The 25,374-nt window shown below is 67.6% G+C and carries 24 protein-coding genes and 1 rRNA gene; 14 read left to right on the top strand and 11 right to left on the bottom strand.

Annotated elements, in window-relative coordinates:
- Positions 1-6 precede the first annotated feature (6 nt).
- The 3 genes from rrf (at position 7) to IBJ82_RS33950 (ending at position 1,245) form a co-directional block, all read left to right on the top strand.
- Positions 7-123 (top strand): 5S ribosomal RNA (gene rrf, locus IBJ82_RS33960).
- Positions 124-198: 75 nt separating this feature from the next.
- Positions 199-942 (top strand): endonuclease NucS, encoded by a 744-nt coding sequence (gene nucS, locus IBJ82_RS33955; protein ID WP_194830081.1) that lies wholly within the window; start codon positions 199-201, stop codon positions 940-942.
- Positions 943-954: 12 nt separating this feature from the next.
- Complete coding sequence (locus tag IBJ82_RS33950) at positions 955-1,245, top strand: ATP/GTP-binding protein (RefSeq protein ID WP_194830080.1); 291 nt, start codon at positions 955-957, stop codon at positions 1,243-1,245.
- Positions 1,246-1,347: 102 nt separating this feature from the next.
- On the opposite strand, the gene IBJ82_RS33945 is transcribed toward IBJ82_RS33950, so the two are convergent.
- Positions 1,348-2,343 carry a hypothetical protein gene (locus IBJ82_RS33945; RefSeq protein WP_084473310.1) on the bottom strand — a complete coding sequence of 332 codons (996 nt, stop codon included), beginning with the start codon at positions 2,341-2,343 and terminating at the stop codon, positions 1,348-1,350.
- Between the two features lie 86 nt (positions 2,344-2,429).
- A complete protein-coding gene (mce, locus tag IBJ82_RS33940; protein WP_194830079.1) occupies positions 2,430-2,891 on the bottom strand; it encodes a methylmalonyl-CoA epimerase in 462 nt (153 codons plus the stop codon).
- Positions 2,892-3,022: 131 nt separating this feature from the next.
- Between mce and IBJ82_RS33935 the strand changes: the two genes are divergently transcribed.
- The 4 genes from IBJ82_RS33935 to IBJ82_RS33920 all read left to right on the top strand — a co-directional run bounded on the left by IBJ82_RS33935 (position 3,023) and on the right by IBJ82_RS33920 (position 6,130).
- Positions 3,023-4,207 (top strand): acetyl-CoA C-acetyltransferase, encoded by a 1,185-nt coding sequence (locus IBJ82_RS33935; protein ID WP_194830078.1) that lies wholly within the window; start codon positions 3,023-3,025, stop codon positions 4,205-4,207.
- Positions 4,208-4,303: 96 nt separating this feature from the next.
- Positions 4,304-4,681, top strand: a complete 378-nt coding sequence (locus IBJ82_RS33930; RefSeq protein WP_194830077.1) for a DUF3817 domain-containing protein — start codon at positions 4,304-4,306, stop codon at positions 4,679-4,681.
- Between the two features lie 61 nt (positions 4,682-4,742).
- A complete protein-coding gene (locus IBJ82_RS33925; RefSeq protein ID WP_194830087.1) occupies positions 4,743-5,612 on the top strand; it encodes a tetratricopeptide repeat protein in 870 nt (289 codons plus the stop codon).
- Positions 5,613-5,737: 125 nt separating this feature from the next.
- Positions 5,738-6,130, top strand: a complete 393-nt coding sequence (locus tag IBJ82_RS33920; protein WP_194830076.1) for a nitroreductase/quinone reductase family protein — start codon at positions 5,738-5,740, stop codon at positions 6,128-6,130.
- Here the strand turns inward: IBJ82_RS33920 and glgB are convergent.
- The 3 genes from glgB to IBJ82_RS33905 form a co-directional block, all read right to left on the bottom strand.
- Entirely contained in the window at positions 6,127-8,283 is a 2,157-nt protein-coding gene (glgB, locus tag IBJ82_RS33915) for a 1,4-alpha-glucan branching protein GlgB (RefSeq protein WP_194830075.1), read from the bottom strand. The two genes, IBJ82_RS33920 and glgB, sit on opposite strands and share 4 nt — an antisense overlap.
- Complete coding sequence (locus IBJ82_RS33910; protein ID WP_194830074.1) at positions 8,283-10,283, bottom strand: alpha-1,4-glucan--maltose-1-phosphate maltosyltransferase; 2,001 nt, start codon at positions 10,281-10,283, stop codon at positions 8,283-8,285. The genes glgB and IBJ82_RS33910 overlap by 1 nt, the downstream gene beginning before the upstream one ends.
- A gap of 237 nt (positions 10,284-10,520) precedes the next feature.
- Positions 10,521-11,111: a TetR/AcrR family transcriptional regulator gene (locus IBJ82_RS33905; RefSeq protein ID WP_194830073.1), complete on the bottom strand. Its 591-nt coding sequence runs from the start codon at positions 11,109-11,111 to the stop codon at positions 10,521-10,523.
- A 79-nt stretch (positions 11,112-11,190) separates the two neighbouring features.
- Here IBJ82_RS33905 and IBJ82_RS33900 point away from each other — a divergent pair, with 79 nt between their 5' ends.
- The 6 genes from IBJ82_RS33900 to IBJ82_RS33875 all read left to right on the top strand — a co-directional run bounded on the left by IBJ82_RS33900 (position 11,191) and on the right by IBJ82_RS33875 (position 17,901).
- A complete protein-coding gene (locus tag IBJ82_RS33900) occupies positions 11,191-11,610 on the top strand; it encodes a VOC family protein (RefSeq protein WP_194830072.1) in 420 nt (139 codons plus the stop codon).
- A gap of 36 nt (positions 11,611-11,646) precedes the next feature.
- On the top strand, positions 11,647-14,217 hold the full coding sequence (gene glgP / locus IBJ82_RS33895) for an alpha-glucan family phosphorylase (protein WP_194830071.1): 2,571 nt from the start codon (positions 11,647-11,649) through the stop codon (positions 14,215-14,217).
- An 83-nt stretch (positions 14,218-14,300) separates the two neighbouring features.
- On the top strand, positions 14,301-15,662 hold the full coding sequence (locus tag IBJ82_RS33890) for an NCS2 family permease (protein WP_305082289.1): 1,362 nt from the start codon (positions 14,301-14,303) through the stop codon (positions 15,660-15,662).
- Positions 15,663-15,730: 68 nt separating this feature from the next.
- Positions 15,731-16,144 (top strand): hypothetical protein, encoded by a 414-nt coding sequence (locus tag IBJ82_RS33885; protein ID WP_194830070.1) that lies wholly within the window; start codon positions 15,731-15,733, stop codon positions 16,142-16,144.
- Positions 16,145-16,326: 182 nt separating this feature from the next.
- The gene (locus tag IBJ82_RS33880; protein ID WP_194830069.1) at positions 16,327-16,875 is read left to right on the top strand and encodes a DoxX family protein; all 549 of its coding nucleotides are present in this window, start codon (positions 16,327-16,329) and stop codon (positions 16,873-16,875) included.
- 216 nt (positions 16,876-17,091) lie between these two features.
- Positions 17,092-17,901, top strand: a complete 810-nt coding sequence (locus tag IBJ82_RS33875) for a hypothetical protein (protein ID WP_194830068.1) — start codon at positions 17,092-17,094, stop codon at positions 17,899-17,901.
- A 1-nt stretch (position 17,902) separates the two neighbouring features.
- On the opposite strand, the gene IBJ82_RS33870 is transcribed toward IBJ82_RS33875, so the two are convergent.
- The 6 genes from IBJ82_RS33870 to IBJ82_RS33845 form a co-directional block, all read right to left on the bottom strand.
- Positions 17,903-19,144, bottom strand: a complete 1,242-nt coding sequence (locus IBJ82_RS33870) for a glycosyltransferase 87 family protein (RefSeq protein WP_194830067.1) — start codon at positions 19,142-19,144, stop codon at positions 17,903-17,905.
- Positions 19,145-19,402: 258 nt separating this feature from the next.
- Positions 19,403-20,107, bottom strand: coding sequence for a hypothetical protein (locus tag IBJ82_RS33865; protein ID WP_228538070.1), 705 nt, complete (start codon positions 20,105-20,107; stop codon positions 19,403-19,405).
- A gap of 94 nt (positions 20,108-20,201) precedes the next feature.
- Positions 20,202-22,247, bottom strand: coding sequence for an ATP-dependent DNA helicase (locus IBJ82_RS33860; RefSeq protein ID WP_194830066.1), 2,046 nt, complete (start codon positions 22,245-22,247; stop codon positions 20,202-20,204).
- 207 nt (positions 22,248-22,454) lie between these two features.
- Complete coding sequence (locus IBJ82_RS33855) at positions 22,455-22,991, bottom strand: hypothetical protein (protein ID WP_056817819.1); 537 nt, start codon at positions 22,989-22,991, stop codon at positions 22,455-22,457.
- A gap of 11 nt (positions 22,992-23,002) precedes the next feature.
- Entirely contained in the window at positions 23,003-23,557 is a 555-nt protein-coding gene (locus IBJ82_RS33850) for an isochorismatase family protein (protein ID WP_194830065.1), read from the bottom strand.
- A 78-nt stretch (positions 23,558-23,635) separates the two neighbouring features.
- Entirely contained in the window at positions 23,636-24,949 is a 1,314-nt protein-coding gene (locus IBJ82_RS33845) for a nicotinate phosphoribosyltransferase (RefSeq protein WP_194830064.1), read from the bottom strand.
- A 61-nt stretch (positions 24,950-25,010) separates the two neighbouring features.
- Here IBJ82_RS33845 and clpS point away from each other — a divergent pair, with 61 nt between their 5' ends.
- Positions 25,011-25,358: an ATP-dependent Clp protease adapter ClpS gene (clpS, locus tag IBJ82_RS33840; protein ID WP_056817816.1), complete on the top strand. Its 348-nt coding sequence runs from the start codon at positions 25,011-25,013 to the stop codon at positions 25,356-25,358.
- Positions 25,359-25,374: the final 16 nt, after the last annotated feature.

Below are 25,374 nucleotides of genomic sequence, written 5' to 3'. Positions count from 1 at the left end.
TAGAGTTACGGTAGTTATAGCGGTGGGGAAACGCCCGGTCCCATTCCGAACCCGGAAGCTAAGGCCACCTGCGCCGATGGTACTGCACTCGACAGGGTGTGGGAGAGTAGGACACTGCCGGAACATCTTTGCGAAAGGCCCTCAACCATTGGTTGGGGGCCTTTTTGCGTTCCCAGGGCAGTCGCCTACAGTGCTTGGGTGCGCCTCGTCATTGCTCGTTGCCAGGTCGACTACGTCGGTCGACTGACCGCCCATCTCCCGATGGCTCGTCGGCTGTTGCTGATCAAGGCCGACGGGTCGGTGCTCGTGCACTCCGACGGTGGCTCCTACAAGCCGCTGAACTGGATGAGTCCGCCGTGCTGGCTGGTCGAAGAGGACGTGCCGGACGCGATGCGTGCCGAGTTGCCCGACGGCGTCACGCCGCTGCGGGAGGGCCAGGAACCGGAGCCGGTGACCGCGAAGGCGCTGTGGGTGGTGACGAACAAGGCCGGCGAGGAATTGCGGATCACCATCGAGGAGATCGAGCACGATTCCTCGCACGAGCTCGGCATCGATCCCGGTTTGGTGAAGGACGGCGTCGAAGCGCATCTGCAGGAGTTGCTCGCCGAACACGTGACGAAGCTCGGGGAGGGGTACACCCTGGTGCGGCGCGAGTACATGACCGCGATCGGCCCGGTGGACCTGCTGTGCCGCGACGCCGACGGCGCCACGGTGGCGGTGGAGATCAAGCGACGCGGTGACATCGACGGTGTCGAGCAGCTCACCCGCTACCTCGAACTGCTCAACCGCGACCCGCTGCTGGCCCCGGTGGTCGGGGTGTTCGCGGCGCAGCAGATCAAGCCGCAGGCGAAGACGCTGGCCGAGTACCGTGGAATCCGCTGCCTCACGCTCGATTACGACGAGCTACGTGGCACGGAGAGCAACGTTTTCCGCCTCTTCTAGGAGGGAAGTGGGATGCCGCGACGAAAACCACGCACCGGGCGTCCTACGGGCCCCGCACCGCTCGGCGACGTGTACGGCCGGACCGAGGACGGGCCGGGTGATGAAACCTATATCGTCCGAACGGTTCCCGGTGCCCGCGCGGTGAAGACCTATCGGTGCCCCGGCTGCGACCACGAGATCGCCGTCGGTGTCGCCCATATCGTCGCCTGGGCCGCCGAGGGCGGCGAGGACGACCGCAGACACTGGCACCAGGGTTGCTGGAACGGCCGACGCACCCGCGGCATCACCCGCCGCTGGTCCTGACCGACACCCGACCCGCGGACAACGAAAACCGAAGGCCGCCTCGTTGATTCGAGGCGGCCTTCGGTTTTCCGGGTGAATGTCGTTACGAGTCCGACAGACTGATCAGTTGACGTCGGCGCTCTCGCGGTCCTCGTCGACGATGTCCTCGTCGGCGACCTCCGGGATGGCCTTGTTCTGGCGCGAGCTCGAGACCGACTTGTTGCCGTTGTTGCTGATCGACTTGCGCTCGGGAGTGCCGTCGAGCAGTTCGCTCTCGCGGTTGACCGCGGCGAGCATGGCGGGCACGGAGTCGAGCTGACCGCGAATACCGAGCAGCTGGGCGAGCACCCGGCCGCGCAGCACGCGCATCTCCTCGGCCAGTTCCTTCGCGTGCGCGATCTTGCGCTCGGAGGTCTGGGTGGCGGAGCTGATCAGGCGGTTGGACTCATCGGTCGCATCCTTGATCCGCTGAGCGGCCTCGGCGCGACTGGTGGCCTCGAGCTCCTCCATGGCACGGGTCAGCTTGGTGCGCCGATCGTTCATGGTGGCCTCGAAGTCCTGCTGGGTGGCCTTGCGCTTGGCCTCGGCCTCCTTGCCGAGACGTTCCACATCGGCCTGGGCGGCCTCGATGATCTTGGCGGACTCGGTGCGCGCGTTCGCGAGGGTCTGCTCGAACTCGATCTCGAGCGCCTCGCGCTTCTCCTTGGTCTCCGCGAGCAGCGACTCGTACTTGCCACGCATCTCGGTGGCCTGCTGCTCGGCGATCGACACCATCTCGGCGGCTTCGGCCTGCGCAAGCGCGCGGACCTCGGACGCTTCGTCCGAGGCCAGGCGCAGCATGCGCGAGATGCGGTCGGACATGCCTTCGGCGGTGGTCGGCGGCACAGAAAGCCGGTCGACCTCCTTGCGGAGCTCGTCGATCTCGTCACGCGCATCTTCCAGCTGGCTGGCGAGATTGCGGGCCTGCGCTGCGGCAGCATCCCGGTCGGTGGCGGTGACGCGGAGCTCAGCGTCGAAGCGGTCGAAGTAGTTGCGCACCTCGTCTTGCGCATAACCCTTGCGCACAACGGTGAAGGGCAGTGCAACGAAGCGATTGCGATCGGACTCAGGTGACGACATGGCACACAAAATACAGCCTCGAGCGAGCCTATGGAGACTCGACCGTGATTGTGATCTCGCCGAGATTTACCGACAGTACCGGCGTACTAGTGCGTAACGTCCGGGTTCGGCTCCACGAGCTCGACCAGCACACCGCCAGCATCCTTCGGATGGATGAAATTGATGCGGGAATCGGCGGTCCCGTGGCGGGGGGCTTCGTACAGCAAACGCACGCCGCGTCCGCGCAGGAAGTCCGAAACTGCTTCGATATCGGTGACCCGGTAGGCCAGCTGCTGCAGTCCGGGGCCGCTGCGGTCGATGAACTTGGCGATGGTCGACTCGGCGGTGAGCGGGGCCAGCAACTGCAGGGCGGTCGCGCGGTCGGCGGCGGCGGGGCACGACAGCATGGCCTCGACGACGCCCTGGGCCTCGTTCACCTCGCGGTGGGTCTCGACCATGCCGAGGTTGTCGGTGTACCAGGCCACGGCGATGTCGAGGTCGGGCACGGCGATGCCCACGTGGTCGACGGCGATGACGTAGTCGGCGGGGATGAAGTTCTCGTTGGTCACCCCACGAAGCTAGCGCGGACCTGCGTGCCGGGCGCGGGCCGATACCGGTTACCGTGGAGTCCAACTCCTGAACCCGTGCGGCGATGCCGCCTGCGTCCGGCGAGGTTCGACTCAATGAATGCGAGGCTTTCGTGACCACTTCTGTCATCGTGTCCGGTGCGCGTACCCCGGTCGGTCGGCTGCTCGGCGGTCTGAAGGGCTTCAAGGCCTCTGATCTGGCCGGTGTCGCGATCAAAGCCGCGCTCGAGAAGGGCGGCGTCGCGCCCGCGCAGGTCGACTACGTGATCCTGGGCCAGGTGCTGCAGGCCGGTGCGGGGCAGCTGCCCGCGCGTCAGGCCGCCATCGCCGCGGGTATCCCGATGGATGTGCCGTCGCTGCTGATCAACAAGGTCTGTCTGTCCGGCATCAACGCCATCGCGTTGGCCGATCAGCTGATCCGCGCGGGTGAGCACGAGATCGTGGTCGCCGGCGGCATGGAGTCGATGAGCCAGACCCCGCATCTGCTGCCCAAGAGCCGTGAGGGCTTCAAGTACGGCGACACCACCCTCGTCGACCACATGGCCTACGACGGCCTGCACGACGTGATCACCGACCAGGCCATGGGCCTGCTCACCGAGGATCGCAACGACCTGGACAAGGTGAGCCGCGAGGAGCAGGACGCGCTGGCCGCGGCCTCGCACCAGCGTGCTGCCGCCGCGTGGAAGAACGGGCTGTTCGAAGACGAGGTCGTGCCGGTCGCCGTGCCGCAGCGCAAGGGTGACCCGGTCTACGTGACCGAGGACGAGGGCATTCGCGCCGACACCACCGTCGAGTCGCTGGGCAAGCTGCGTCCGGCCTTCCGCAAGGACGGCACCGTCACCGCGGGCACCGCCTCGCAGATCTCCGACGGCGCGGCCGCGGTGATCGTGATGAGCAAGGCCAAGGCCGAAGAGCTGGGGCTGGAGTGGATCGCCGAGATCGGCGCCGCGGGCCAGGTCGCCGGGCCGGATTCGACCCTGCAGGACCAGCCGGCCAACGCGATCCTCGCCGCGTGCGCGAAGCAGGGCATCACGCCCGCCGAGCTGGACCTGATCGAGATCAACGAGGCGTTCGCGGCTGTCGGTGTGGCTTCGACCCGCAAGCTCGGCTTCGACCCGGAGAAGGTCAATGTCAACGGTGGCGCCATCGCCATCGGTCACCCGCTCGGCATGTCCGGTGCGCGCATCCTGCTGCACCTGGCGCTGGAGCTGAAGCGTCGCGGTGGTGGCGTCGGTGCCGCCGCGCTGTGCGGTGGTGGCGGTCAGGGTGACGCGCTGATCATCCGCGTGCCTGCCTGATCCCGTTCGACCACGAAAGCCCTGGTACTCCGCGTGGGTACCAGGGCTTTTGTTGTGACCGGTCCAACTACGTGGTGTCGTAGATCATGCGGCACAATGGTGGGCATGGGTTTCTTCGATTTGCGGTCCACGGCCAGTCGGTTTCGGTTCTTCGCGGTGCTCGAGGCGCTGTCCTGGATCGGGCTGCTGACCGGCATGGCCTTCAAGTACCTGCCCGCCGAGGGCAACGAGATCGGCGTGAAGATCTTCGGACCGGTGCACGGCGGGATCTTCGTGCTGTTCGTGATCACGGCGCTGTTGACCTCGCGCGAACTGAACTGGAACTGGAAGACCACCGTGCTGGCACTGGCGTCGAGCATTCCGCCGCTGTTCACCGTGATCTTCGAGGTCTGGGCGGTGCGCACCGGTCAGCTCGGTGAGCTGAGCGCGGACGTGAGCAAGGGCTCCGCGGCTGCCGCTCCCACAGCTTCGTGACAAACTGGAAAGCGTGACTCGACCCGCTGCCCGCCGTCCTTCGCCCGCCGCTGCCGCCGCCATGTCCGGTGCGGTGGATCTGTCCGCGCTGAAGCAGCCGCCCGCCGCTCCCGGCGGTGCCGCTGCTGCTCCGGCCTCGGGCAACCACACGGTCACCGAGGCGGATTTCGAAGCCAAGGTGATTCGGCGCTCGACGCAGGTGCCCGTGGTGGTCGCGCTGTTCTCGCAGCGCAGCGCGGGCAGCGTCGAGCTGGTTCGCACACTGGAACGGTTCAACGCCGAAGACGGTGGCGCCTGGGATCTGGCCGTGATCGAGGCCGAAGCCAATATGAACATCGTGCAGGCGCTGCGCGTGCAGGGCATTCCGACGGTGATCGCGGTGGCGGGCGGGCAGCCGCTGGCCGATTTCGAAGGCGCGCAGCCGGACCCGCAGGTGCGGCAGTGGCTCGACGCTGTGATGGACGCGACAGCGGGCAAGCTCGAGGGCGACCCCGACGCGGCTCCCGTCGAACCCGAGATCGAGGACCCGCGCTTCGTCGACGCGGAGGACAAGCTGTCCGAAGGTGACTTCGCCGGCGCCGAGGCGGCCTACGAGGCGATCATCGCCGAGGAACCCGGCAACGAGGAAGCCAAAGCGGCCCTGCGCCAGCTGCGCTTCCTGACCAGGGCCCAGCAGCTCGACCCGGCCGTGGTCGCCACCGCCGACGCCGACCCGGCGAATCTGGACGCCGCACTCGACGCCGCCGATATCGAAATGTTCGAGCAGCGACCCGAGGCGGCCTTCGATCGGATCATCGCGATCGTCAAGCGCACCGCGGGCGACGACCGCACCAGGGCCCGCACCCGCCTGCTCGAACTGTTCGAGCTGTTCGACCCCGCCGAGCCCTTCGTGATCGCCGCCCGGCGCAAGCTCGCCGCCGCACTGTACTGACACCCACAGCTCAGGCACGATCGGTCACCTTCGACGGACTGCCGCGCTCGTACCGCTTCGAAGCCGCCCCGGCCGAACACCGCTGGGGCGGCTTCGCTGTGGGTGAGCGGTGCTACGGTCGAAATATGGCGTCCAAGAACGATATTCAGCATCGGATCGTCACCGCGTTGCAGCGGCGACTGAATCCGATACTGGGCAGACTGCCCGGTCAGCAGTTGCTAGAGACGATCGGGCGGGTGAGTGGGCAGCCGCGGGTCACGCCGATCGGCGGTCGGCGCGTCGGCGACGAGTTCTGGTTGGTCTCCGAGTTCGGGGATCGCTCGCAGTATGTGCGCAATATCAAGGCCGACAACAAGGTCAGGGTGCGCCTGCGCGGGCGCTGGTACACGGGGACCGCCGTGTTGCTGCCCGGGGACGATCCGCGGGCCAGGCTGCGGCAGTTGCCGCGCTACAACAGCACCGCGGTGCGGGCGTTCGGTACCGACCTGCTGACGATTCGGGTCGACCTGGATCGTTAAGCCGTCGAGGACAGCCAGAGGGCGCTGTGGGGGGCCATGGTGATGGTGGCCGAGGCGGGGTGGCCGTGGCTGGGGGTGTCGACGGCGGTGACGATGCCGAGATTGCCGATGCCGGAGCCCGCGTATTCGTGGGCGTCGGTGTTGAGGATTTCGTGCCAGGTGCCGGGATGGGGCAGACCGATGCGGTAGTTCTCGCGGAGGGAACCGGAGAAGTTGAAGACGGCCGCCACCGCGCTGCCGTCGGTGCCCCAGCGCAGGAAGGCGAAGACGTTGGCGGTGCTGTCGTCGGCTTCGATCCAGGAGTGGCCGCCGGGGGTGGCGTCTTGCGTCCACAGGGCGGGGTGGGCGGTGTAGGTGCGGTTGAGGTCGGCCACCATTGTTGAAATGCCCTGGTGGAGTGGGTTTTCCAATTCCTGCCAGTCCAGGCCGCGGTCGTTGTCCCATTCGCGGAACTGGCCGAATTCCTGGCCCATGAACAGCAGTTGCTTGCCGGGGTGGGCCCACATGTAGGCGAGCAGGGCGCGCACGCCGCTCGCCTTGGCGAAGTCGTCGCCGGGCATGCGGGTCCACAGCGTGCCCTTGCCGTGCACGACCTCGTCGTGGCTGATCGGCAGCACATAGTTCTCGCTCCACGCGTACACCAGCGAGAACGTCATCTCGTTGTGGTGCCAGGAGCGATGGATCGGGTCGCGACCCAGGTAGCCGAGGGTGTCGTGCATCCAGCCCATGTTCCACTTCATGGTGAATCCGAGACCGCCGACGTCGGTGCCACGGGTCACGCCGGGCCAGGTGGTCGACTCCTCGGCGATGGTGACCACGCCGGGATGGGCGCGGTGCACGGTGTCGTTGAGCTCCTGTAGGAAGTCGACCGCTTCCAGATTCTCCCGGCCGCCGTAGATATTCGGCTCCCAGCCGCCCTCGGGGCGGGAGTAGTCCAGGTACAGCATCGAGGCCACGGCGTCGACGCGCAGGCCGTCGATGTGGAACTCCTCGATCCAGAAGGCGGCATTGGCGACCAGGAAGTTGCGGACCTCGTTGCGACCGAAGTCGAAAATGAAAGTGCCCCAGTCGAGTTGCTCGCCGCGGCGCGGGTCGGGGTGCTCGTAGAGCGGGGTGCCGTCGAAGCGGGCCAGTGCCCATTCGTCGCGCGGGAAGTGCGCCGGGACCCAGTCCAGGAGTACCCCGATGCCCGCGTTGTGCAGGTGGTCGACGAAGTAGCGGAAGTCGTCAGGGCTGCCGAAACGCGAGGTCGGGGCGTAGTACGAGGTGACCTGGTACCCCCACGACCCGCCGAACGGGTGCTCGGCCACCGGCAGCAGTTCGACATGGGTGAATCCGGTCGCGCGCAGGTAATCGGCCAGCTGATGGGCCAATTCGCGGTAGTCGAGGCCGGGTCGCCAGGAACCGAGGTGGATTTCGTAGGCGCTCATAGGCGAGCGGACCGCGTCGGTCTTCGCGCGTCGGTCGAGCCAGGCGCTGTCGGTCCACACGTGGTCGGCGCGGGTGACCACCGAGGCCGTCGCGGGCGGCACTTCGGTCGAAAAGGCAAGGGGGTCCGCGTGATCGACGACACGACCGTCGGCGCCGTGGACCCGGTACTTGTAGCGAGTGCCCGGTCCGACGCCCGGCACGAACACCTCCCACACCCCGGAACTGCCCAGGGCGCGCATCGGTGCCGAGGTGCCGCTCCAGTGGTCGAAATCGCCGAAGACGGTGACCCCGCGAGCATTCGGGGCCCAGACCGCGAACGAGGTGCCGTCGACCTCGCCGTCGAGGGTGGTGTAGTGGCGCGGGTGCGCGCCGAGCACCTCCCAGAGGCGGGTGTGTCGGCCTTCGCCGATGAGGTGCAGGTCGAATTCGCCGACGGTGGGCAGGAAGCGGTAGCCGTCGGCGGAAACCACCGTCTGGCTACCCGGGTATTCGGCGCGGACCCGGTAGTCGTCGATCTGCGGATACGGCAGGACCGCGTCGAAAATGCCGTGGCCCAACGACTTCAGCCGATGCTCGGAATCGCCGACGAGCACCGTCACAGTGTCGGCGTGGGGGCGCAGCACCCGGACCGCGGTGCCGTCGGCATGGGAGTGTGCGCCCAGGACGGTGTGCGGGTCGGGATGGGTGCCCGCGGCCAGCAGCAGCAGATCGCGGCGCTTCATCACAGTGTCTCGCGGTAGGCCAGCGGTGCGCGGGCGGCGGCGGGGACCGCAGGCAGCGCCAGGACGTGCGCGACCGCGCGCGCGGGGTCGAGGCGCACGAAATTCTGCTGACCCCAGTGGTATTCCTCGCCGCTGATCTCGTCGAAGACCACCGGATGGTCGTGCCATTCGCGACCGATCGCGGGGAGATCGAGCGAAATGTGGCCCTGCTCGGCGGCATAGGGGTTCAGGTTCACGATGACCAGGACCGCGTCGCCGGTGACCGGATCGATCTTGGAGTAGGCGATCAGCGCGTCGTTGTCGATGTGATGGAAGTGGATGCAGCGCAACTGTTGCAGCGCGGGGTGATTGCGCCGGATCTCGTTGAGACGGGTGAGCCACGGTTCCAGCGATTCACCGCGCTCGAGGGCGCCGGCGAAATCGCGGGGACGAAGTTCGTACTTCTCCGAATCGAGGTATTCCTCGCTGCCCTCGCGGACCGCCTCGTGTTCGAACAGTTCGAAACCGGAGTACACGCCCCAGGTGGGGGACAGGGTGGCCGCGAGCGCGGCACGGATGGCGAACATGCCGGGGCCGCCGTGTTGCAGGCTTTCGTGCAGGATATCGGGGGTGTTCACGAACAGATTCGGTCTGGCTTCGTCGGCCTTGGCGGCGATCTCGTAGCCGAACTCGGTGAGTTCCCACTTGTGCACGCGCCAGGTGAAATACGTGTACGACTGGCTGAAGCCGCGGCGGGCAAGGCCGTAGAGGCGGGCCGGACGGGTGAACGCCTCGGACAGGAAGATCACATCGGGGTCGGTGCGGCGCAGCTCCGCGATCAGCCACTCCCAGAAATCGGCGGGCTTGGTGTGCGGGTTGTCCACGCGGAAGATGGTGACGCCCAGCGAGATCCAGTACCGGACCACCCGCAGGATCTCGGCGTAGAGACCGTCGGGGTCGTTGTCGAAGTTGACCGGGTAGATGTCCTGGTACTTCTTCGGGGGGTTCTCGGCGTAGGCGATGGTGCCGTCGGGCAGGGTGGTGAACCACTCCGGATGGGCGGCGACCCAGGGATGGTCCGGCGCGCATTGCAGGGCCAGGTCGATGGCGACATCGAGGCCGAGCGCTGTTGCCGCGGAGACGAATTCGGCGAAGTCGGCTTCGGTGCCGAGCAGCGGGTTCACGGCATCGTGTCCGCCGTCCGCCGAGCCGATGGCCCAGGGGGAGCCCACGTCGCCGGGCTCGGTGGTGAGAGTGTTGTTGCGGCCCTTGCGATTCACCACGCCGACCGGGTGGATCGGGGGGAGGTAGACGACGTCGAATCCCATGCCCGCGATACGGGGGAGTTCACGCGCGGCCGTGGCGAAGGTGCCGTGGATCGGATTGCCTTCGCCGTCGCGGCCGCCGGTGGAGCGGGGGAAGAATTCGTACCAGGAGCCGACCAGGGCGCGGCGGCGTTCGACCAGGACCGAGAACTGGGTGCCGCGGGTGACCATCTCGCGCAGCGGGGTGGCGCGCAGGATCTCGGTGACCTCCTCGGAGAACGCGGGGGCGACCCGGGCCGGGAGTTGTTCGTCGCTGCGCAGGGCGGTGGCGGCGGCGCGCAGGCGTTCGAACTGCTTCTTCGGGACGGCTTGGGCGGCGCGTTCGAAGAGGATCGCGCCGGTCTCGAGGTCGTTGGCCAGGTCGGCGGCGGTCTGGCCGACGGACAATTTCGCTTCGACGGCCGAGCGCCAGGTGGCGACGGGGTCGCTCCAGCCTTCGATGCGGTAGGTCCACAGACCGGGGGCGTTGGGGGTGAAGTGGGCGTTGAAGACGTCGGGTTGGTAGTCGGGGGCCATGCGGATGCGGGTGATCCGGGAGGAGCCGGGGGCTCGGACTGCCAGGGTGGCGGCTACTGCGTCGTGACCCTCGCGCCAGACGACGGCGCGGACGGGAAACACCTCGCCGACTGCGGCTTTAGACGGGCGGCCGCCGGGAATGGACGGGGCGATGTCATCGATGGCTATCCGGCCGGTCACTCGGCTAACTTACTGCATTTTTCTGGGTGGGGAGCGCTGGTGGCCGGGGGTGCGGTGTTGTCGCCCGGTGTCGCTCGGGGTGGATTCAGCGGGTGTCGGCGGCCAGGCCGAGGCCGAGGGCTACCAGGATCGCGGTGAGGGCGGCGCCGAAGTTGTCGCTGTGGCCGCCGGCGTGGCTCGGCATCGGTGCATGGTGGCACGCAGTGCCCCGGGGTACGGCGAACGGATTTCGGGGCGTCATGGGCCGCGCAGGCCAGCGAGGAGTCGGTCGAGGGCGGCGAGGGTGTCGGTCAGCGCGTCGGGGTCGGTGGTGGTGGCCGACCACAGCGCGGCCTCGTTCATCGCGCCGGAGAGCAGTCGGGTCAGCGGGGCGATCGGTTGCGGAGGAAGAACGCCGGTGTCGACGAGAGATTGCAGGGCTTCGTGCAGGTGGCGAGCTGAATTTGCCTCGTCCATGGCGCGCCATTCGTGCCAGCCGAGGACGGCGGGGCCGTCGATCAGCAGGATCCGCTGAACGAGGGGGTCGGCGCAGGCTCGCAGGAATGCGGCGCAGCCGGTGGTGAGCTGCGTCCACGGGTCGGACTCGGTGTCGGCCGCGGCGGCCACCTGTGCGCCGACCTCCTCCTGTACCTGCGTGAGGACCGCGCGGAACAGGTCGGCCTTGCTGTCGAAGTGGTGATATAGCGCGCCCTTGGTGACCCCGGCGGACGTCACGATCTCCGACAACCCCACGGCGGCATAGCCTTTCGCGGCGAACAGGGCCCTTGTCTCGTGTAACAGGAGGCGCCGCGTCTGTTCGCGTTGCCGCGTTCGCGCGGTCGATGTCATCGACTGTCCTCCCGTTGACCTACCGATGGTATGTGAACTATCGTACGACACATACCAACGGTATGTGAAAGGTGAATCCATGAGACTCAGCAGCTACTACCCGGTTCTCGCCACCAGCCGGATCGCGGAATCGCGCGACTTCTACACGGCCTGGTTCGGCTTCGAGATCGTCTTCGAGGCGGACTGGTACGTCAGCCTGCGGCGGCCGGGCGCCGACGACGAGCCGTCCTACGAACTGGCCCTGCTCGACCCCACCCATCCCACGATCCCGGCAGGCTTCGGCAAACCGGTCCAGGGGGTGGTGCTCAATTTCGAGGTCGACGACGTCGACGCCGAGTGGGACCGACTCGTGCGGACCGGCGGCCTTCGCCCCGAACTCGAGCTGCGCACCGAAGACTTCGGCCAACGACACTTCATCGTCGCCGATCCCGCGGGGGTGCTGATCGACGTGATCACCGAGGTCCCGCCCACCCCCGAATTCGCTGCCCAGTTCACCTAGGTCCCCGGTGCGGGCTCGATCGTTTATTCTTCCGGGGTGAAGGCACTTCGTCGGTTCACTGTCCGTGCCCATTTGCCGGAGCGGCTCGCCGCGCTGGGTGAGTTGTCGACGAACCTGCGGTGGTCGTGGCACGGCCCGACGCAGGATCTGTTCGCCGAGCTCGATCCGCAGTTGTGGCGAACCGTCGGCCAGGACCCGGTGCGGATGCTGGGTGAGGTGCCCGCCGAGCGGCTCGACGAGCTCGCCGCCGATCCCGGCTACACCGCGCGGGTCGACGCGGCTGCCGCGGGCTTGCAGGACTACCTGACTCGGCCGCGGTGGTTCCAGGAGCAGACCGGCACCGAGGTGGCGGGGATCGCCTACTTCTCGATGGAGTTCGGTGTCACCGAGGTGCTGCCGAACTACTCCGGCGGTCTCGGCATCCTCGCCGGTGATCATCTCAAGGCCGCCTCGGATCTCGGCCTGCCGCTGATCGGCGTCGGGCTGCTGTATCGCTCGGGGTATTTCCGGCAGTCGCTGTCGGCCGACGGCTGGCAGATGGAGCACTACCCGGCGCTCGACCCGCAAGGTCTGCCGCTGCGGCTGCTCACCAGCGACGGCTCGCCGGTGCTCATCCGCGTCGGTATGCCGGAGGGCCGGGTGCTGCGGGCCAGGGTGTGGATCGCGCAGGTGGGCCGGATCCCGTTGCTGCTGCTCGATTCCGATATCGCCGACAACGATCCCGAACTGCGCGCCGTCACCGACCGGCTCTACGGCGGCGATCAGGACCACCGGATCAAACAGGAGATCCTGGCCGGAATCGGTGGCGTTCGCGCGGTGCGCGCCTACACCCGCGCCAACGGGCTCCCGGATCCCGATGTCTTCCACATGAACGAGGGTCACGCGGGGTTCCTCGGCGTCGAGCGGATGCGTGAATTCATCGCGGGCGGACTGGATTTCGAGACCGCGCTCGCCGCGGTGCGGGCAGGCACCGTGTTCACCACGCACACTCCGGTGCCCGCGGGCATCGACCGATTCCCGATGCCTTTGGTCCGCAGGTACTTCGGTGGCTCGCACGGTGAGTCCGAATCCGCTCTGCTGCCGGGGCTTTCCGTCGACCGGATCCTCGCGTTCGGTCGTGAGGGCGATCCCTCGGTGTTCAACATGGCGCACATGGGTCTGCGCATGGCCCAGCGCGCCAACGGCGTATCGAAACTGCACGGTGAAGTCAGCCGGGAGATGTTCGCGGCGCTGTGGCCGGACTTCGACGCGGCCGAGGTGCCGATCGGCTCGGTCACCAATGGCGTGCACGCCCCGACCTGGGCCGCGCGCGAATGGATCGACAAGGCGCGCGAACTGGTCGGCCCCGAACTGGTCGAGGAGGCGCGCGGCTGGGAGAAGCTCAGCGATGTCGACCTCGGTCAGCTGTGGTCGACGCGGAACACGTTGCGCGGGGTGCTGATCGACGAAGTACGGCGCAGGCTGCGCGATTCCTGGCGACAGCGCGGCGCCGCCGACGCCGAACTCGGCTGGATCGACGACGTCTTCGATCCGAACGTGCTCACCATCGGTTTCGCCCGTCGCGTGCCCACCTACAAACGACTCACCCTCATGCTGCGCGACCCCGAACGTCTGCGCGCGCTGCTGCTCGACCCCGAACGTCCGGTGCAACTGGTGGTCGCGGGCAAGAGCCACCCCGCCGACGACGGCGGCAAGGCGCTGATCCAGCAGGTCGTGCGGTTCGCCGACGATCCCGAGGTGCGTCACCGCATCGTCTTCCTGCCCGACTACGACATGTCGATGGCCCGCTACCTGTACTGGGGTTGCGATGTGTGGCTGAACAATCCGCTGCGCCCGCTCGAAGCCTGCGGGACCTCGGGAATGAAGTCCGCGCTCAACGGCGGCCTCAATCTGTCCATCCGCGACGGCTGGTGGGACGAGATGTACGACGGCGAGAACGGCTGGGCCATCCCCACCGCCGACGGCATCCGCGACGAGACCCGCCGCGACGACCTCGAGGCCTCGGCGCTCTACGAACTCGTCGAACGCACTGTCTCGCCGCGTTTCTACGACCGTGACGCGAGCGACGTGCCGATCCGCTGGACCGAGATGGTGCGCCACACCTTGCAGACCACCAGCCCGAAGGTGCTGGCATCGCGGATGGTGCGCGATTACGCCGAGCAGTACTACGGACCCGCGGCCGCCGCGTTCGGTCGCGCCGCCGCCGACAAATTCGCCGGTGCCACCGAGATCGCCGAATACCGCAAGCGCGTCGACGCTGCCTGGCCCTCGGTACGGATCGCGCAGGTCGACAGCTCGGGCCTGCCCGATACCCCGGTGATCGGCGCGGAACTGTCGCTGCACGCGCGCATCGATCTCGGCGGGCTCGCGCCGTCGGATGTGGTGGTGCAGGCGGTGCTCGGCCGGGTCTCGCCGACCGACGACCTCTCCGACACGACCACGATCGAGATGCGCCACGCCGGCGCCGACGAAGGCAGCGAGCTGTATTCGATCCAGGCTCCGGTCCCGCTGTCGGGTGCGGTCGGGTACACGGTCCGTGTCCTTCCCCACAACGCGTTGCTCGCCTCCGACGCCGAACTGGGCTTGGTGGCCGTCGCGGGCGCGTGACCGTACAGGGTGACACGAGTGCCGGGTTATTCGATTCAGTGAACTTTCCGCTACCGTTCCGGGGTCGATAACTGAGGAGAATCATGGCCAGTCATGCCCTGACCCGTGCCAGAGGGCGCATCGACGGATATTTCGGTATCTCGTCGAGTGGGTCCAGCTTCAAGCGCGAGGCGATGGCGGGCACGGTCACGTTCCTGGCGATGTCGTATGTGCTGGCGGTGAACCCGTCGATCCTCGGTGACGAGGGCGCTCTCGGCGACAAGGGCATTCCGATGCAGGCGGTCTTCACGGCCACCGCCGTCGCCGCGGTCTTCGGCACGCTCGTGATGGGCATCTGGGCGAAGTACCCGATCGCGCTCGCGCCGGGCATGGGTCTCAACGCGTTCTTCGCTTACACGGTGGTGCTCGGCATGGGCATCCCGTGGCAGGTGGCGCTGTCGGGCACCTTGCTGTCGGGCATCATCTTCTTCGTCCTGGCGATTACGAAGGTCCGGGAACGGATCCTCAACGCGATCCCGTTGCAGATGAAGTTCGCCGTCGGCGCGGGTATCGGTTTGTTCGTGGCGTTCCTCGGCTTGAAGAACGCGGGCATCGTGGTCAACAGTGACGCGACGCTGGTGACTCTCGGCGATCTCACCGATGGCACCACTCTGCTGGCTCTGTTCGGCCTGATCGTGACCGTGGTCTTCCTGGTGATCGGCTGGCACGGCGCGGTGCTCTACGGCATCGTCTCGACCACGATCCTGGGCATGGTGACCGGTCTGGTCGACATACCGAACGGCATCGCCGAGATGCCGAAGGGACTGGATGAGACCTTCGGCCAGGCGATCATCCACCTGCCGGAGGCTTTCACCGGGCAGATGATCGTGGTGGTCCTCACCATGCTGTTCGTCGATTTCTTCGACGCCTCCGGCACCCTGATCGGTGTCGCCAACCAGGCCGGCCTGCTGAACAAGGACGGCACCCTGCCCCGCGCGGCGAGCGCGATGGCCGCCGACTCGGTCGGCACCACCGCGGGCGCGATCATCGGTACCTCCACCACCACCGCGTACGTCGAATCGACGGCGGGTGTGTCGGCGGGCGGTCGAACGGGACTCACGGCGGTGACCACGGCGGGCTGGTTCCTGATCGCGATGTTCTGCTATCCGATCTTCTCGGTGGTCGCCGGATCGGCCGAGATCACCTCGGCCGCGCTGATCGTGGTCGGCATCCTGATGGCGCGTTCGCTGGGCGACATCGACTGGCAGAACCTCGAGTACTCGGTGCCCGCGTTCATCACCGTCATCATGATGCCGCTGACGTATTCGATCGCCAACGGGCTGGCGATGGGCATGATCTTCTACCCGATCGTGATGGTCGCCAAGGGCCGTATCAGGGAAGTGCACCCGGCCATGTGGGCACTGATGGTGCTGTTCCTCGCGTACTTCATCTTCCTGGTGGAGTAGGTGTTCCGGCCATAAGTGTGTCTATACTCGGGCTAGCCTAGGCTTGCCTAACTAGAGGAGATCCATCCATGAAGCGTTCGCTCGTTGCCGCGTCGATGGCGTTTGCCACCATCTTCGCGCCGGTCACCGCCGCTGTCGTCGCCACCGCCCCCGCCGCGATCGCCGCCCCCGCCACGCCTTCGGTCGGTCAGCTGTACGGCAAGCTGCAGGCGGCCATGAATGGTTCGGCGTCCGAGCTCGAGTCGGGCAATGCCAGCGGCCTCGCGGTCGTGCGCGACACCGTCAACCGGATCCCCGGCTACAGCTGGGATGTCTCCGGCCCGGTCACCGTGGACGGCGACACCCTGTCGGCCACGCTGAACAGCCGCCTGGGTGACTACGCCTTCCCGATCCCGGTGACCTGGAAGAACATCGACGGCACCTGGAAGCTGTCGCAGGAGTCCGAGGAGACGCTGGTCGGCTACGCCACCATGGCCTGGTGAACTGACGTTTTTCGACAAGGGTCGTCCCGCTGGGGCGACCCTTTTCGTTGCCTTGTGGGCGGGGTCACAGTAATGCCTGGAAGGGCGTGAAATAGTGGCAGTGGACCCAGGGTTGTGACCGAGGAAGGCAATCGGACCACGGTCCGGTTGCGGGCATGTTCCGAATCGCAGACGAGGATACGATGACCGACACCGCTACCCGCATCACCCCTACCGCAACCACCGACGAGACCACCGCCGCAGGTATCGGCCTGCTGGTGCTGCGTGTCGGCTTCGGTGGTCTGATGGCCGCCTACGGAACCCAGAAGCTGTTCGGCTGGCTCAACGGCCCCGGCTGGCGCGCCAATGCCGACAGCTTCACCGCCATGGGCTACAACCCCGGCGAAATCTTCGGCACACTGGCCGGGCTCACCGAACTGGTCGGCGGCCTGCTGCTGGTATTCGGGCTGTTCACGCCGCTGGCCGCCGCCGTAGTGCTCGGAACGATGATCAACGCCATCAACGTGCTGTGGAGCGGCGGGCTCTTCCCGTCGGATCCGTCGGTGCCGGGGTTCACGACGCCGCTGCTGTTCGCGCTGGTCGCCGCGGCTTTGGCGTTCACCGGGCCGGGGCGCTTCTCGCTCGATGCGGGCCGGCCGTGGCAGCGTCAGGGCGTGGTGTGGGGCGCCGGGGCCGTCGCGGTGGCCGTGGTGGCCGCGGTGGTGACGTTGATCTTGAAGGCTGTGCTCTGATCTGACACAGCGCTGTGTGTCGCGAGGGCGGCGTGGTGACCGGGATCCGGTTGCCTCGCCGCCTCTTTCGTGGTGTAGCGAGCCGATTCGTCATCGGGCGTACGTCCGTGGTTCCACGGAGCACGCGCGGGGAGTCGGTGGCAACGATTAACCTCGTGGCGGTGCCTGTTCTCAGCGGCGCCACGCATTGTCCGCGGATGGAAGAGGAGAGCTGCGATGAAGGCTTACGACCTGGGTTTCGGGGACTCGGCGGACAAATTGGCCGAGACGCCCGACGGTGAGCCGCTGACGCTGGACGCGCCGGTGCGCGCCGGCTGGATCGGCAGCGAAGGACCGGCCATCGATCCGGCCACCTGGCCGCGCGGACCCGTCACCGGCCTGCCGATGATGCACGCGCTCACCCTGCGACTGCCGACCGATTTCCAGCGCCGCGGCCCCGGATTTCCCGCGATCGCGCTCTTTCAGGGCGAGGGCCAGTTCGCCGGTACCGACGCGGTCGAGGCGGACGCGGCATCGGATGACCCCCTCGCGCGCGACCTGGTCGCCACCCGCCCGCACCCGAAGTCGCAGATCATGCACGACGAGATCGGCGGCGCTTTCGCGCTGATCTGGCTCACCGAAAAGGAATTCGCCGGCGGCCCCGTGGCCCCGCCCGCCGACGTTCGCCTGCCCGGATCTCCGAGTGCGAGCGATGAGGGCTGTAATGCCTGGGACGATGTGCATCCCACCGTCGGCGTCTGGCTCGCCGAGCGCACCGCCGATCCCAACGTCGGCATCCCCCCGGTCGAGTACGAGCCGAACACGAAGTACCAGGACCCGCTCACCGAGGACTCCGGCTGGACCGCGTGGGCCGAGCCGCTTTTCGGCCGCTCGCACCTCGGCGGCACCGCCTTCCCCGTCCAGGCTCTGCCCGAGGGGTTGACCCCGTACTACCTGGAAATCGAAGAGATCTCCGGCATGAACCTCGGCGGCGGCAACGCTCAACTCGACTTGGAGTCGGGCGTTTTCGATTGGTCCTGTGGATAGTTCAGTTCATCATCGCCGGACGGTCGTCGTCGGGGTGTGGGGCGGCGACGGTCCGGGTCTCGGGTGAAACCTGTTCGGGGGCAGAGAGATCGATGATCGGCTCGACGGGAGCGGGCGGTAGTTTGCGCGAACGAATGTGCAGGGCGATGCCCGCCAGGGTGATCAGGTAGATGATCACGTAGATGTTCATCAGCACCTGGGACAGCGGCCACCACGGGGGAAGCAGGAAGGTGCCGACACTGACCCAGGTGGGGGTGTAGGTGTAGTTCCAGGCGGCGATGGCCAGGTAGAGGCCGCCCGCGGCGAGCCACCACGGTGCGCGGGTTTGGGCGCGGTGGATCAGGTAGACCAGCAGCGGGACGAACCAGACCCAGTGATGGCCCCAGGAATACGGGGAGATCGCGCAGGCGGTGAGGCCGCCGAGGGTGACCGAGAGCAGGGGTTCGCCGCGACGGACCAGCACGGCCGAGAGCCACAGGGCCGCCAGCGCGATCGGTATCGCGATCAACAGCCACAACCACACCGGTGCGGGGCCGTGCGTGAGGTGGGCGATGGCGCCGCGCAGGGATTGGTTGGCCGGGTGGACGTCGGGGGCGATGCGGCCGGAATGGAAGAACGTCGAGGTCCAGTACTGATAGGAGTCCCTCGGCAGTACCAGCGCGGTCAGGCCGATCGACGCGACGAAGGTGAGGGCGCCGGTCGCGGCTGCGCGCCAGCGCCGTTGGGCGAGGTACTGGGCGATGAAGTACAGCGGAGTCAGCTTGATGCCCGCGGCGATGCCGACGCCGATGCCGCGCAACTTGCTGTTCTCGGCGCGGGAGAAGTCCCACAGCACCAGCAGCATCAGCACCAGATTGATCTGCCCGTAGTAGAGCGTGGTGCGCACCGGTTCGGCGAACGTGCAGGCCAGGGTGAGCAGTGCGCAGACGGCGGCCAGCTTGGGGGTGACGCGGTAGCCGAGCATCCGGAAGCTCTGCAGCGCAACCGCGAACAGCACCAGCAGGTTGAGCACCATCCAGGTCGTGGTGACGTGTGCCCACGGAACCAGCAACAGCGGCAGGAACACCAGGGCCGAGAACGGTGTGTAGGTGTAGAGCAGGCCGTAGTGCGTCGGGTCGATGTAGAGCGCCCGTTCGTGCACCACGCGCCAGCCGCCGTCGCGGTAGATGTGCACGTCGAGACCACCGACGAGAATGCCGCCGCTGTCCATCCACGGATCCATGGTCGTGAACAACAGTGTCACGCCGAAGACAGCGGTTCCGAGTAGCAGAAGAAGCGTCAGGGTCGTGCGCGGCAGTGCCACGCCTCGAGATCTCTCCGCCACGGCCGTGCTACCGGCCGGCCCGCATCGTATGCACGACTAAGAACCTACCGCGCCGGGTGAACGACGATCGGCGGCGGACCGACTTCGGTAGGAAAACGACATGAAAGCGGGTACGGCTGGCGGCGAACCGTTCTCGGCCTTTCGAGACCGACCGCGCGACGTTGCGTGGCGCGCCCATCAGGCGGCTGGACGCAACGTCAGCATGGTGTCGGCGCCGTGATGGAACTCATAGCCGGTCTTCTGCAGGGCGGTGGTGATGCCTTTGTCGTGGAGTTCGGTGCGCAGATGATCGATGAGGTCGTCGAGTGGGGCGCCGGTGTAGTCGAGCAGCGGGTAGACCCGGGCTTCGGTGGTGGTGACACGGGCCAATTCGAGCAGGGCGGCCAGGTGGAAATCGGCGTCGAGTCGGTCGGCGTAGCTGAACAGCAGGTGCGAGCTCAGGGCCAGGTCGAATGCGTCGTCGGGGCAGGGGAGCGAGGGTAGGGAACCGGCCAGGTAGCGGTGGGGCGCGGCGCGCACGTCGTCGGCGAAGCGGGCGGCGGCGCCGCGGCGGATCGCGGCGTGCTCGGCGGTGGAGCCGTACCAGTCCCAACGGTAGCGGTCGGCGTGGGAGTGCGCCCAGGCCACCGCGCGTTCGGTTTCGGGGGTCGCGCGCGCGGCGAGTTCGAGCGGCGGGGTGGCGTAGATGGGATCGATCGCGGTGACTTCGGCGCCCAATGCGCTCGCCTCGGCCGCGAAACTCGCTGCGCCACCGGGACAATCGAGGACGCGGCGACCGGAAAGATCATCGTCGGAGAGATGGAACATCGCGCGGTACTCGGCCAAAGATCGTGCGCTGACCAGAAATTCGCCGAGTACCTCGCCATCGGCGTGGTGCATCATCACCACACGTTCTCACGAGTTGCGTTCGCACGCTCGCTGATTCACGAGTGTGGTCACGGCGCTTGCAGGACTCGACTTGCCGGCGCCGGGCAGGTCAGGCCGTATCGGTGAGCCGACGCAGTGCCTTCGCGACCACCTCGGGGTCGCTGGTCTCCCAATACGGCGGCAGTGAGGCGCGCAGGTAACTGCCGTAGCGCGCGGTGGCAAGGCGGGAATCGAGGATCGCGACCACGCCGCGGTCGTCGACGCTGCGCAGCAACCTGCCGGTGCCCTGGGCCAGCAGCAGCGCGGCGTGATTGGCCGCCACGGTCATGAAACCGTTGCCGCCGCGCGACTCCACCGCCCGCTGACGTGCGGTGAGCAGCGGATCGTCGGGTCGGGGGAACGGAATGCGGTCCAGGATAACGAGACTCAGCGACGGACCCGGCACATCGACGCCCTGCCACAGGGTGAGGGTGCCGAACAGTGAGGTGGCCGGGTCGTCGGCGAATTTACGCACCAGCGCGCCCATCGAATCGTCGCCCTGGCACAGGATCGGGGTGTCGAGCCGTTCGCGCAGCGCCTCGGTGGCGGCCTTGGCGGCGCGCATCGAGGAGAACAGGCCGAGTGTGCGACCACCGGCGGCGGTGATGAGCTGTTCGATCTCGTCGAGATAGGCGGGCGAGAGGCCGTCGCGGCCCGGCGCGGGCAGATGCTTGGCGACGTAGAGGATGCCGGACTTGGCGTGGTCGAACGGGGACCCGACATCGAGGGCGTTCCAGCGCACCGATTCCAGGTCGGCGGGTGCGGTGGCGCCGTTGGCCATGGCCGGGTCGACCCTGCCGCCCGACTGCGACGGCAGACCCCAGGTGATCGCGAGCCCGTCGAACGAACCGCCGATCTGCAGGGTGGCCGAGGTGAGCACGACCGTCGCGGTGCCGAACAGTCTGCTGCGCAGGAGTCCGCCGACCGAGAGCGGCGCCATGCGCAAGGTGCGGCGGGCGACGCCGCGCATCTCGTCGGCCGACAACCAGATCACATCGCGGCGGGCGGCGGGGTCGGCCTCCTCGAACGCGGTGAGGGCACGGACCGCGGCGTCGTGCACGTCGTCGATGGCGGCCACGGCCATGGTGCGGGCGGCGGCGTTGTCGGGGTCGTCCTGGGTTTTGACGGTGCCCTGCGGTGCGATGGCGGTACGCGCGTTCCAGGCGGAGTCGCGGACCAGGGCCAGGACCGGGGCGATGCCGTCGGGCATCTGGTCCCAGCGACCGGGCGGTAGATCCTCGAGTGCCTGGTGGAAGGCCTCCGCGGCCCCCTCCAGGCGGTCCACCTCGCGTTCGTCGATCAGTTTGGTGCAGCGGCGGGCGGCGGCGCTGATCGCGGTGGCGGCCAGTTCGGCGGTGGCCACGCCGGTGACGCGGTCGACCAGTTCGTGCGCCTCGTCGATCACCACCACGTCGTGTTCGGGCAGGATCTGGATGCCGCTGATGGCGTCGATGGCCAGCAGCGCGTGGTTGGTCACCACCACGTCGGACTGGGCCGATTCCGCGCGCGCCTTCTCGGCGAAGCAGTCCTGGCCGAACTGGCAGCGGGACTTGCCGAGGCATTCGCGTGAGCCCACGCTCACCTGACGCCAAGCGCGGTCGGTGACGCCGGGGGCGAGCTCGTCGCGGTCGCCGGTTTCGGTGTCGGAGGCCCATTCGTTGAGGCGCTGGACCTCGCGGCCCAGGCGGGAGATGGCGAAGGCGTCGAACAGCTCGGCTTCGCCGCCGGTGTCTTCCGGGATCACGCTGTTGATCTTGTTCAGGCAGAGATAGTTGTTGCGGCCCTTGAGGATCGCGAACTTGGGTGCTCGGCCCAATGGCTTGGTCAGTGCCTCGGCCAGGCGCGGCAGGTCGCGGTCGACGAGCTGGCGTTGCAGCGCGATCGTCGCGGTGGAGACCACCACGGTGCGGCCGGTGCGGACCGCGTGGCGCAGGCTCGGGATGAGGTAGGCCAGCGATTTACCGGTGCCGGTGCCCGCCTGGACCGCCAGGTGTTCCTTGGTGTCGATCGCGTGATCGACGGCGGTGGCCATGGTGGTCTGCCCGGAGCGTTCCTTGCCGCCGAGGGCACGCACGGCGGTGACGAGCAGGTCGGCGACGGGAGGAAGTTCGGGCACGCTGGCAGCTTATCCGTCGGGTCGGACAGGTTTGTTGGAGCGCTGGCGCGCTCGAGTTCGCGGCCCCGCCGGTCCCGTCGATCAGGCACCGTTGCTTGCTCCTTCGTCGCCTACGCAACGGCACCTGATCGACGGGACGGCCGCGAACCCGCCGCTACGCGGCGGATCCCTCCTCGGGGTCGGGATGTGCGGGGCTGGGGTACGCGCTCAGGACTCGCGGACGAAGTCGTCGATGTGGTCGCGGACGTAGTCCATGACGCGCTGTTCGAAGTCCTGGGGTTCGTTGATGTCGTAGATCTCGTCGGGGTCCTCGGCTCGGTCGCCGGTGGGGCGGCGGATCTGGTCGGGGGTGGCGAGGGTCTGGTGTTCGTCTTCCCAGAAGCGGTCGAGGTCGTCGTTCGGGGAGCTGAGGGAGGCGTCGCGGGCGGCGATGATGGCCGCGGCGGCCAGTTGGGGCATGCCTGCTGCCCGCAGACCCCTTGTTGCCCAAGGGAGTTCGCTGCGGCGGGTTTTCAGGTAGCCCGAGAATCCCGCGTCGAGGACGCTGGTGTGCAGGCTCGACAGTGCCAGCAGATGCGAGAAGGCCGGGGGGAGCTTGCCGAACGCGCCGATGCCGAGGCGCTGGAGATCGTCGGTGGCCGGGTTCGACCAGAAGACGGTGTCGGCGGCGTCGTGGATGCTGTCGGTCTCGGCGAGTGCCTTCGTCAGGGCGGATCGGGTGTGCGCCGGGAATCGATAGTCCATGCGGCAAGTATTCAGGGGCGCAGGTGCACGCCCGCATCGCGGAGGGTGGCCAGGGCGGATTCGGTCGTGTCGGGGGCGACGCCCGCGGTGAGGTCGAGCAGCACGGTGGTGTCGAATCCGGCGTCGGCGGCGTCCACAGCGGTGGCTCGGACGCAGTGGTCGGTGGCTATGCCGACTACGTCGACGGCGTCGATGTCGTGGGCGCGCAGCCAATCCGTGAGGGAGGTGCCGTCCGCTGCCGCGCCTTCGAATCCGGAGTAGGCGGCGGTGTATTCGCCCTTGGAGAAGGTTTCCTGGATGGGCGAAGTGTCCAGAGCCGGGTGGAAATCGGCGCCGGGGGTGCCCACTCGGCAGTGGGGTGGCCACGAGTCGACATAGTCGGGCTCGGTGGAGAAGTGGGGGCCGGGATCGATGTGCCAGTCGCGGGTGGCTACGACCGCGTCGTACTGCTCGGCCGCGACGAAGTCGGTGATCGCGGCCGCTACTGCCGCGCCACCCGCTACCGCGAGCGAGCCGCCCTCGCAGAAATCGTTCTGCACATCCACGATTATCAGGCCACGTGCCATGTCATCCTCCACCCTTGTCGACGCGCACCATTCTCCGCTGCGGATGGCTCGGCGGCCACCTTGTCCGAGGCCGCGCGCTCAGCCAAGGAAAGTCGTCGGCACGGCGGGCTCGCCCGCGGAGAGTTTCAGTCCTTCCCACGGCAGGCTCACCAATCCGCGCGCGACCAGGTCGCGACTCTGCGCCAGGGTGGCGATACCGTCGACGACCTTACCGTCGCGCACCAGCGGAATCTGCAACTCCCGCACCTGAAAACCGTTGGTAGCCGGTGCTTCTCCGCCTTCGGGATAGACGATCTCCTCGACGATCGTGCCGGTGGCGCGGGCCAATCGCACGGCCTTCTTCGTCCCGCCGCGCGACTGCTTGTGGCTCGACCGTTTGGCGACCGGGATGCCGTCGACTTCGACCAGCTTGTAGACCATGCCCGCGGTCGGCGCGCCCGAACCGATGACCACCGAGGTGCCGACGCCGTACACATCGACCGGCTCGGCACGCAGCGCCGCGATCGCGTACTCATCGAGATCACCTGACACCACGATGCGCGTGCCGGTGGCGCCGAGTTCGTCGAGCTGGTCACGGACCTGTGCGGCCAACACGCCGAGGTCGCCGGAGTCGATGCGCACACCGCCCAGTTCGGGACCGGCCACCTCGATGGCTGTGGCGACGCCCCTGGTGATGTCGAAGGTGTCGACCAACAGGGTGGTGCCGATGCCGAGCGTGTCGATCTGGCTGCGGAACGCCGCTGCCTCGTGTTCGCCGTCTGCGCCGCTGTGCAGCAGGGTGAACGCGTGGGCGCTGGTGCCCGCACCGGGCACGCCGAAGCTGCGCACGGCCTCGAGGTTGGAGGTGGCGTCGAATCCGGCCAGGTAGGCGGCGCGTGAGCTCGAGGGCGCGGCGAGTTCGTGGGTGCGCCGCGATCCCATCTCGATCATCCGCCGACCGGCCGCGGCGCTCACCATGCGTGCGGCCGACGAGGCGATCGCGCTGTCGTGATTGAAGATCGACAGTGCGAGGGTCTCGAGGAGTACGCACTCGGCGAAACTGCCGCGCACGGTCAGGATCGGCGAACCGGGGAAATACAGCTCACCCTCGGCATAGCCGTCGATATCGCCGGTGAAGCGATATTCCCGCAACCAGTCGACGGTGGCGGGGTCGAGGAACTTCGCGACCACGGCCAGCTCGTCGGCGCCGAAATGGAAATGGGCCAGCGCGTCGAGCAGGCGGCCGGTACCGGCGACGACGCCGTAGCGGCGCCCGTGCGGCAACCGCCGAGCGAACACCTCGAAGGTGCACTGTCTACGGGCCGAACCGTCGGCCAGCGCCGCGGCCAGCATGGTCAGCTCGTACTGGTCGGTCAGCAGCGCGGTGCTGGCGAACTCGTCACGGATCTGCACACCAGAAACTCTAGTCACCGCAAGTGTTGTTTCCTGCGGGCCGCGTCGTACCCTGGTTTTCATGGCCGTGTGCAATACCGTTCGGGCCGGCGCCGTCACCGACGCTGTGAACGCCGCACTGCCGGCACCGCAGGCGACGCCGGAGACTACGGAATACACCGAGATCCTGGAGGCTGAGGACAGGCCCTGGGTCACCGTCGTCTGGGACGATCCGGTGAACCTCATGCACTACGTCACCTACATCTTCCAGAAGCTGTTCGGCTACAGCAAAGCCAAGGCGACCGAGTTGATGATGCAGGTGCACAACGAGGGCAAGGCGGTGGTGTCCTCGGGTTCGCGCGACAAGATGGAGCAGGACGTGCGCCGATTACACGCCGCGGGGCTCTGGGCAACCATGCAGCGCGACTGACGACCTGAGTAACCTG

Origin of the sequence: Nocardia sp. XZ_19_231 (assembly GCF_015355705.1) — a bacterium.
GTDB classification, from domain to species: domain Bacteria; phylum Actinomycetota; class Actinomycetes; order Mycobacteriales; family Mycobacteriaceae; genus Nocardia; species Nocardia salmonicida.
Note: the sequence above shows the minus strand (reverse complement) of the source record. Positions and strands in the feature narration are given on the sequence as shown.

What these genes read in the sequence shown, in the direction of transcription:
- IBJ82_RS33945 (WP_084473310.1), bottom strand. Translation starts at nt 2,343, where the DNA reads ATGTCGTCACCTGAGTCCGATCGCAATCGCTTCGTTGCACTGCCCTTC.
- IBJ82_RS33905 (WP_194830073.1), bottom strand. Translation starts at nt 11,111, where the DNA reads ATGACATCGACCGCGCGAACGCGGCAACGCGAACAGACGCGGCGCCTC.
- IBJ82_RS33885 (WP_194830070.1), top strand. Translation starts at nt 15,731, where the DNA reads ATGAAGCGTTCGCTCGTTGCCGCGTCGATGGCGTTTGCCACCATCTTC.
- IBJ82_RS33890 (WP_305082289.1), top strand. Translation starts at nt 14,301, where the DNA reads ATGGCCAGTCATGCCCTGACCCGTGCCAGAGGGCGCATCGACGGATAT.
- IBJ82_RS33880 (WP_194830069.1), top strand. Translation starts at nt 16,327, where the DNA reads ATGACCGACACCGCTACCCGCATCACCCCTACCGCAACCACCGACGAG.
- IBJ82_RS33950 (WP_194830080.1), top strand. Translation starts at nt 955, where the DNA reads ATGCCGCGACGAAAACCACGCACCGGGCGTCCTACGGGCCCCGCACCG.
- glgB (WP_194830075.1), bottom strand. Translation starts at nt 8,283, where the DNA reads ATGAAGCGCCGCGATCTGCTGCTGCTGGCCGCGGGCACCCATCCCGAC.
- IBJ82_RS33930 (WP_194830077.1), top strand. Translation starts at nt 4,304, where the DNA reads ATGGTGGGCATGGGTTTCTTCGATTTGCGGTCCACGGCCAGTCGGTTT.
- IBJ82_RS33875 (WP_194830068.1), top strand. Translation starts at nt 17,092, where the DNA reads ATGAAGGCTTACGACCTGGGTTTCGGGGACTCGGCGGACAAATTGGCC.
- IBJ82_RS33920 (WP_194830076.1), top strand. Translation starts at nt 5,738, where the DNA reads ATGGCGTCCAAGAACGATATTCAGCATCGGATCGTCACCGCGTTGCAG.
- IBJ82_RS33900 (WP_194830072.1), top strand. Translation starts at nt 11,191, where the DNA reads ATGAGACTCAGCAGCTACTACCCGGTTCTCGCCACCAGCCGGATCGCG.
- IBJ82_RS33855 (WP_056817819.1), bottom strand. Translation starts at nt 22,991, where the DNA reads ATGGACTATCGATTCCCGGCGCACACCCGATCCGCCCTGACGAAGGCA.
- clpS (WP_056817816.1), top strand. Translation starts at nt 25,011, where the DNA reads ATGGCCGTGTGCAATACCGTTCGGGCCGGCGCCGTCACCGACGCTGTG.
- IBJ82_RS33865 (WP_228538070.1), bottom strand. Translation starts at nt 20,107, where the DNA reads ATGATGCACCACGCCGATGGCGAGGTACTCGGCGAATTTCTGGTCAGC.
- IBJ82_RS33850 (WP_194830065.1), bottom strand. Translation starts at nt 23,557, where the DNA reads ATGGCACGTGGCCTGATAATCGTGGATGTGCAGAACGATTTCTGCGAG.
- IBJ82_RS33925 (WP_194830087.1), top strand. Translation starts at nt 4,743, where the DNA reads ATGTCCGGTGCGGTGGATCTGTCCGCGCTGAAGCAGCCGCCCGCCGCT.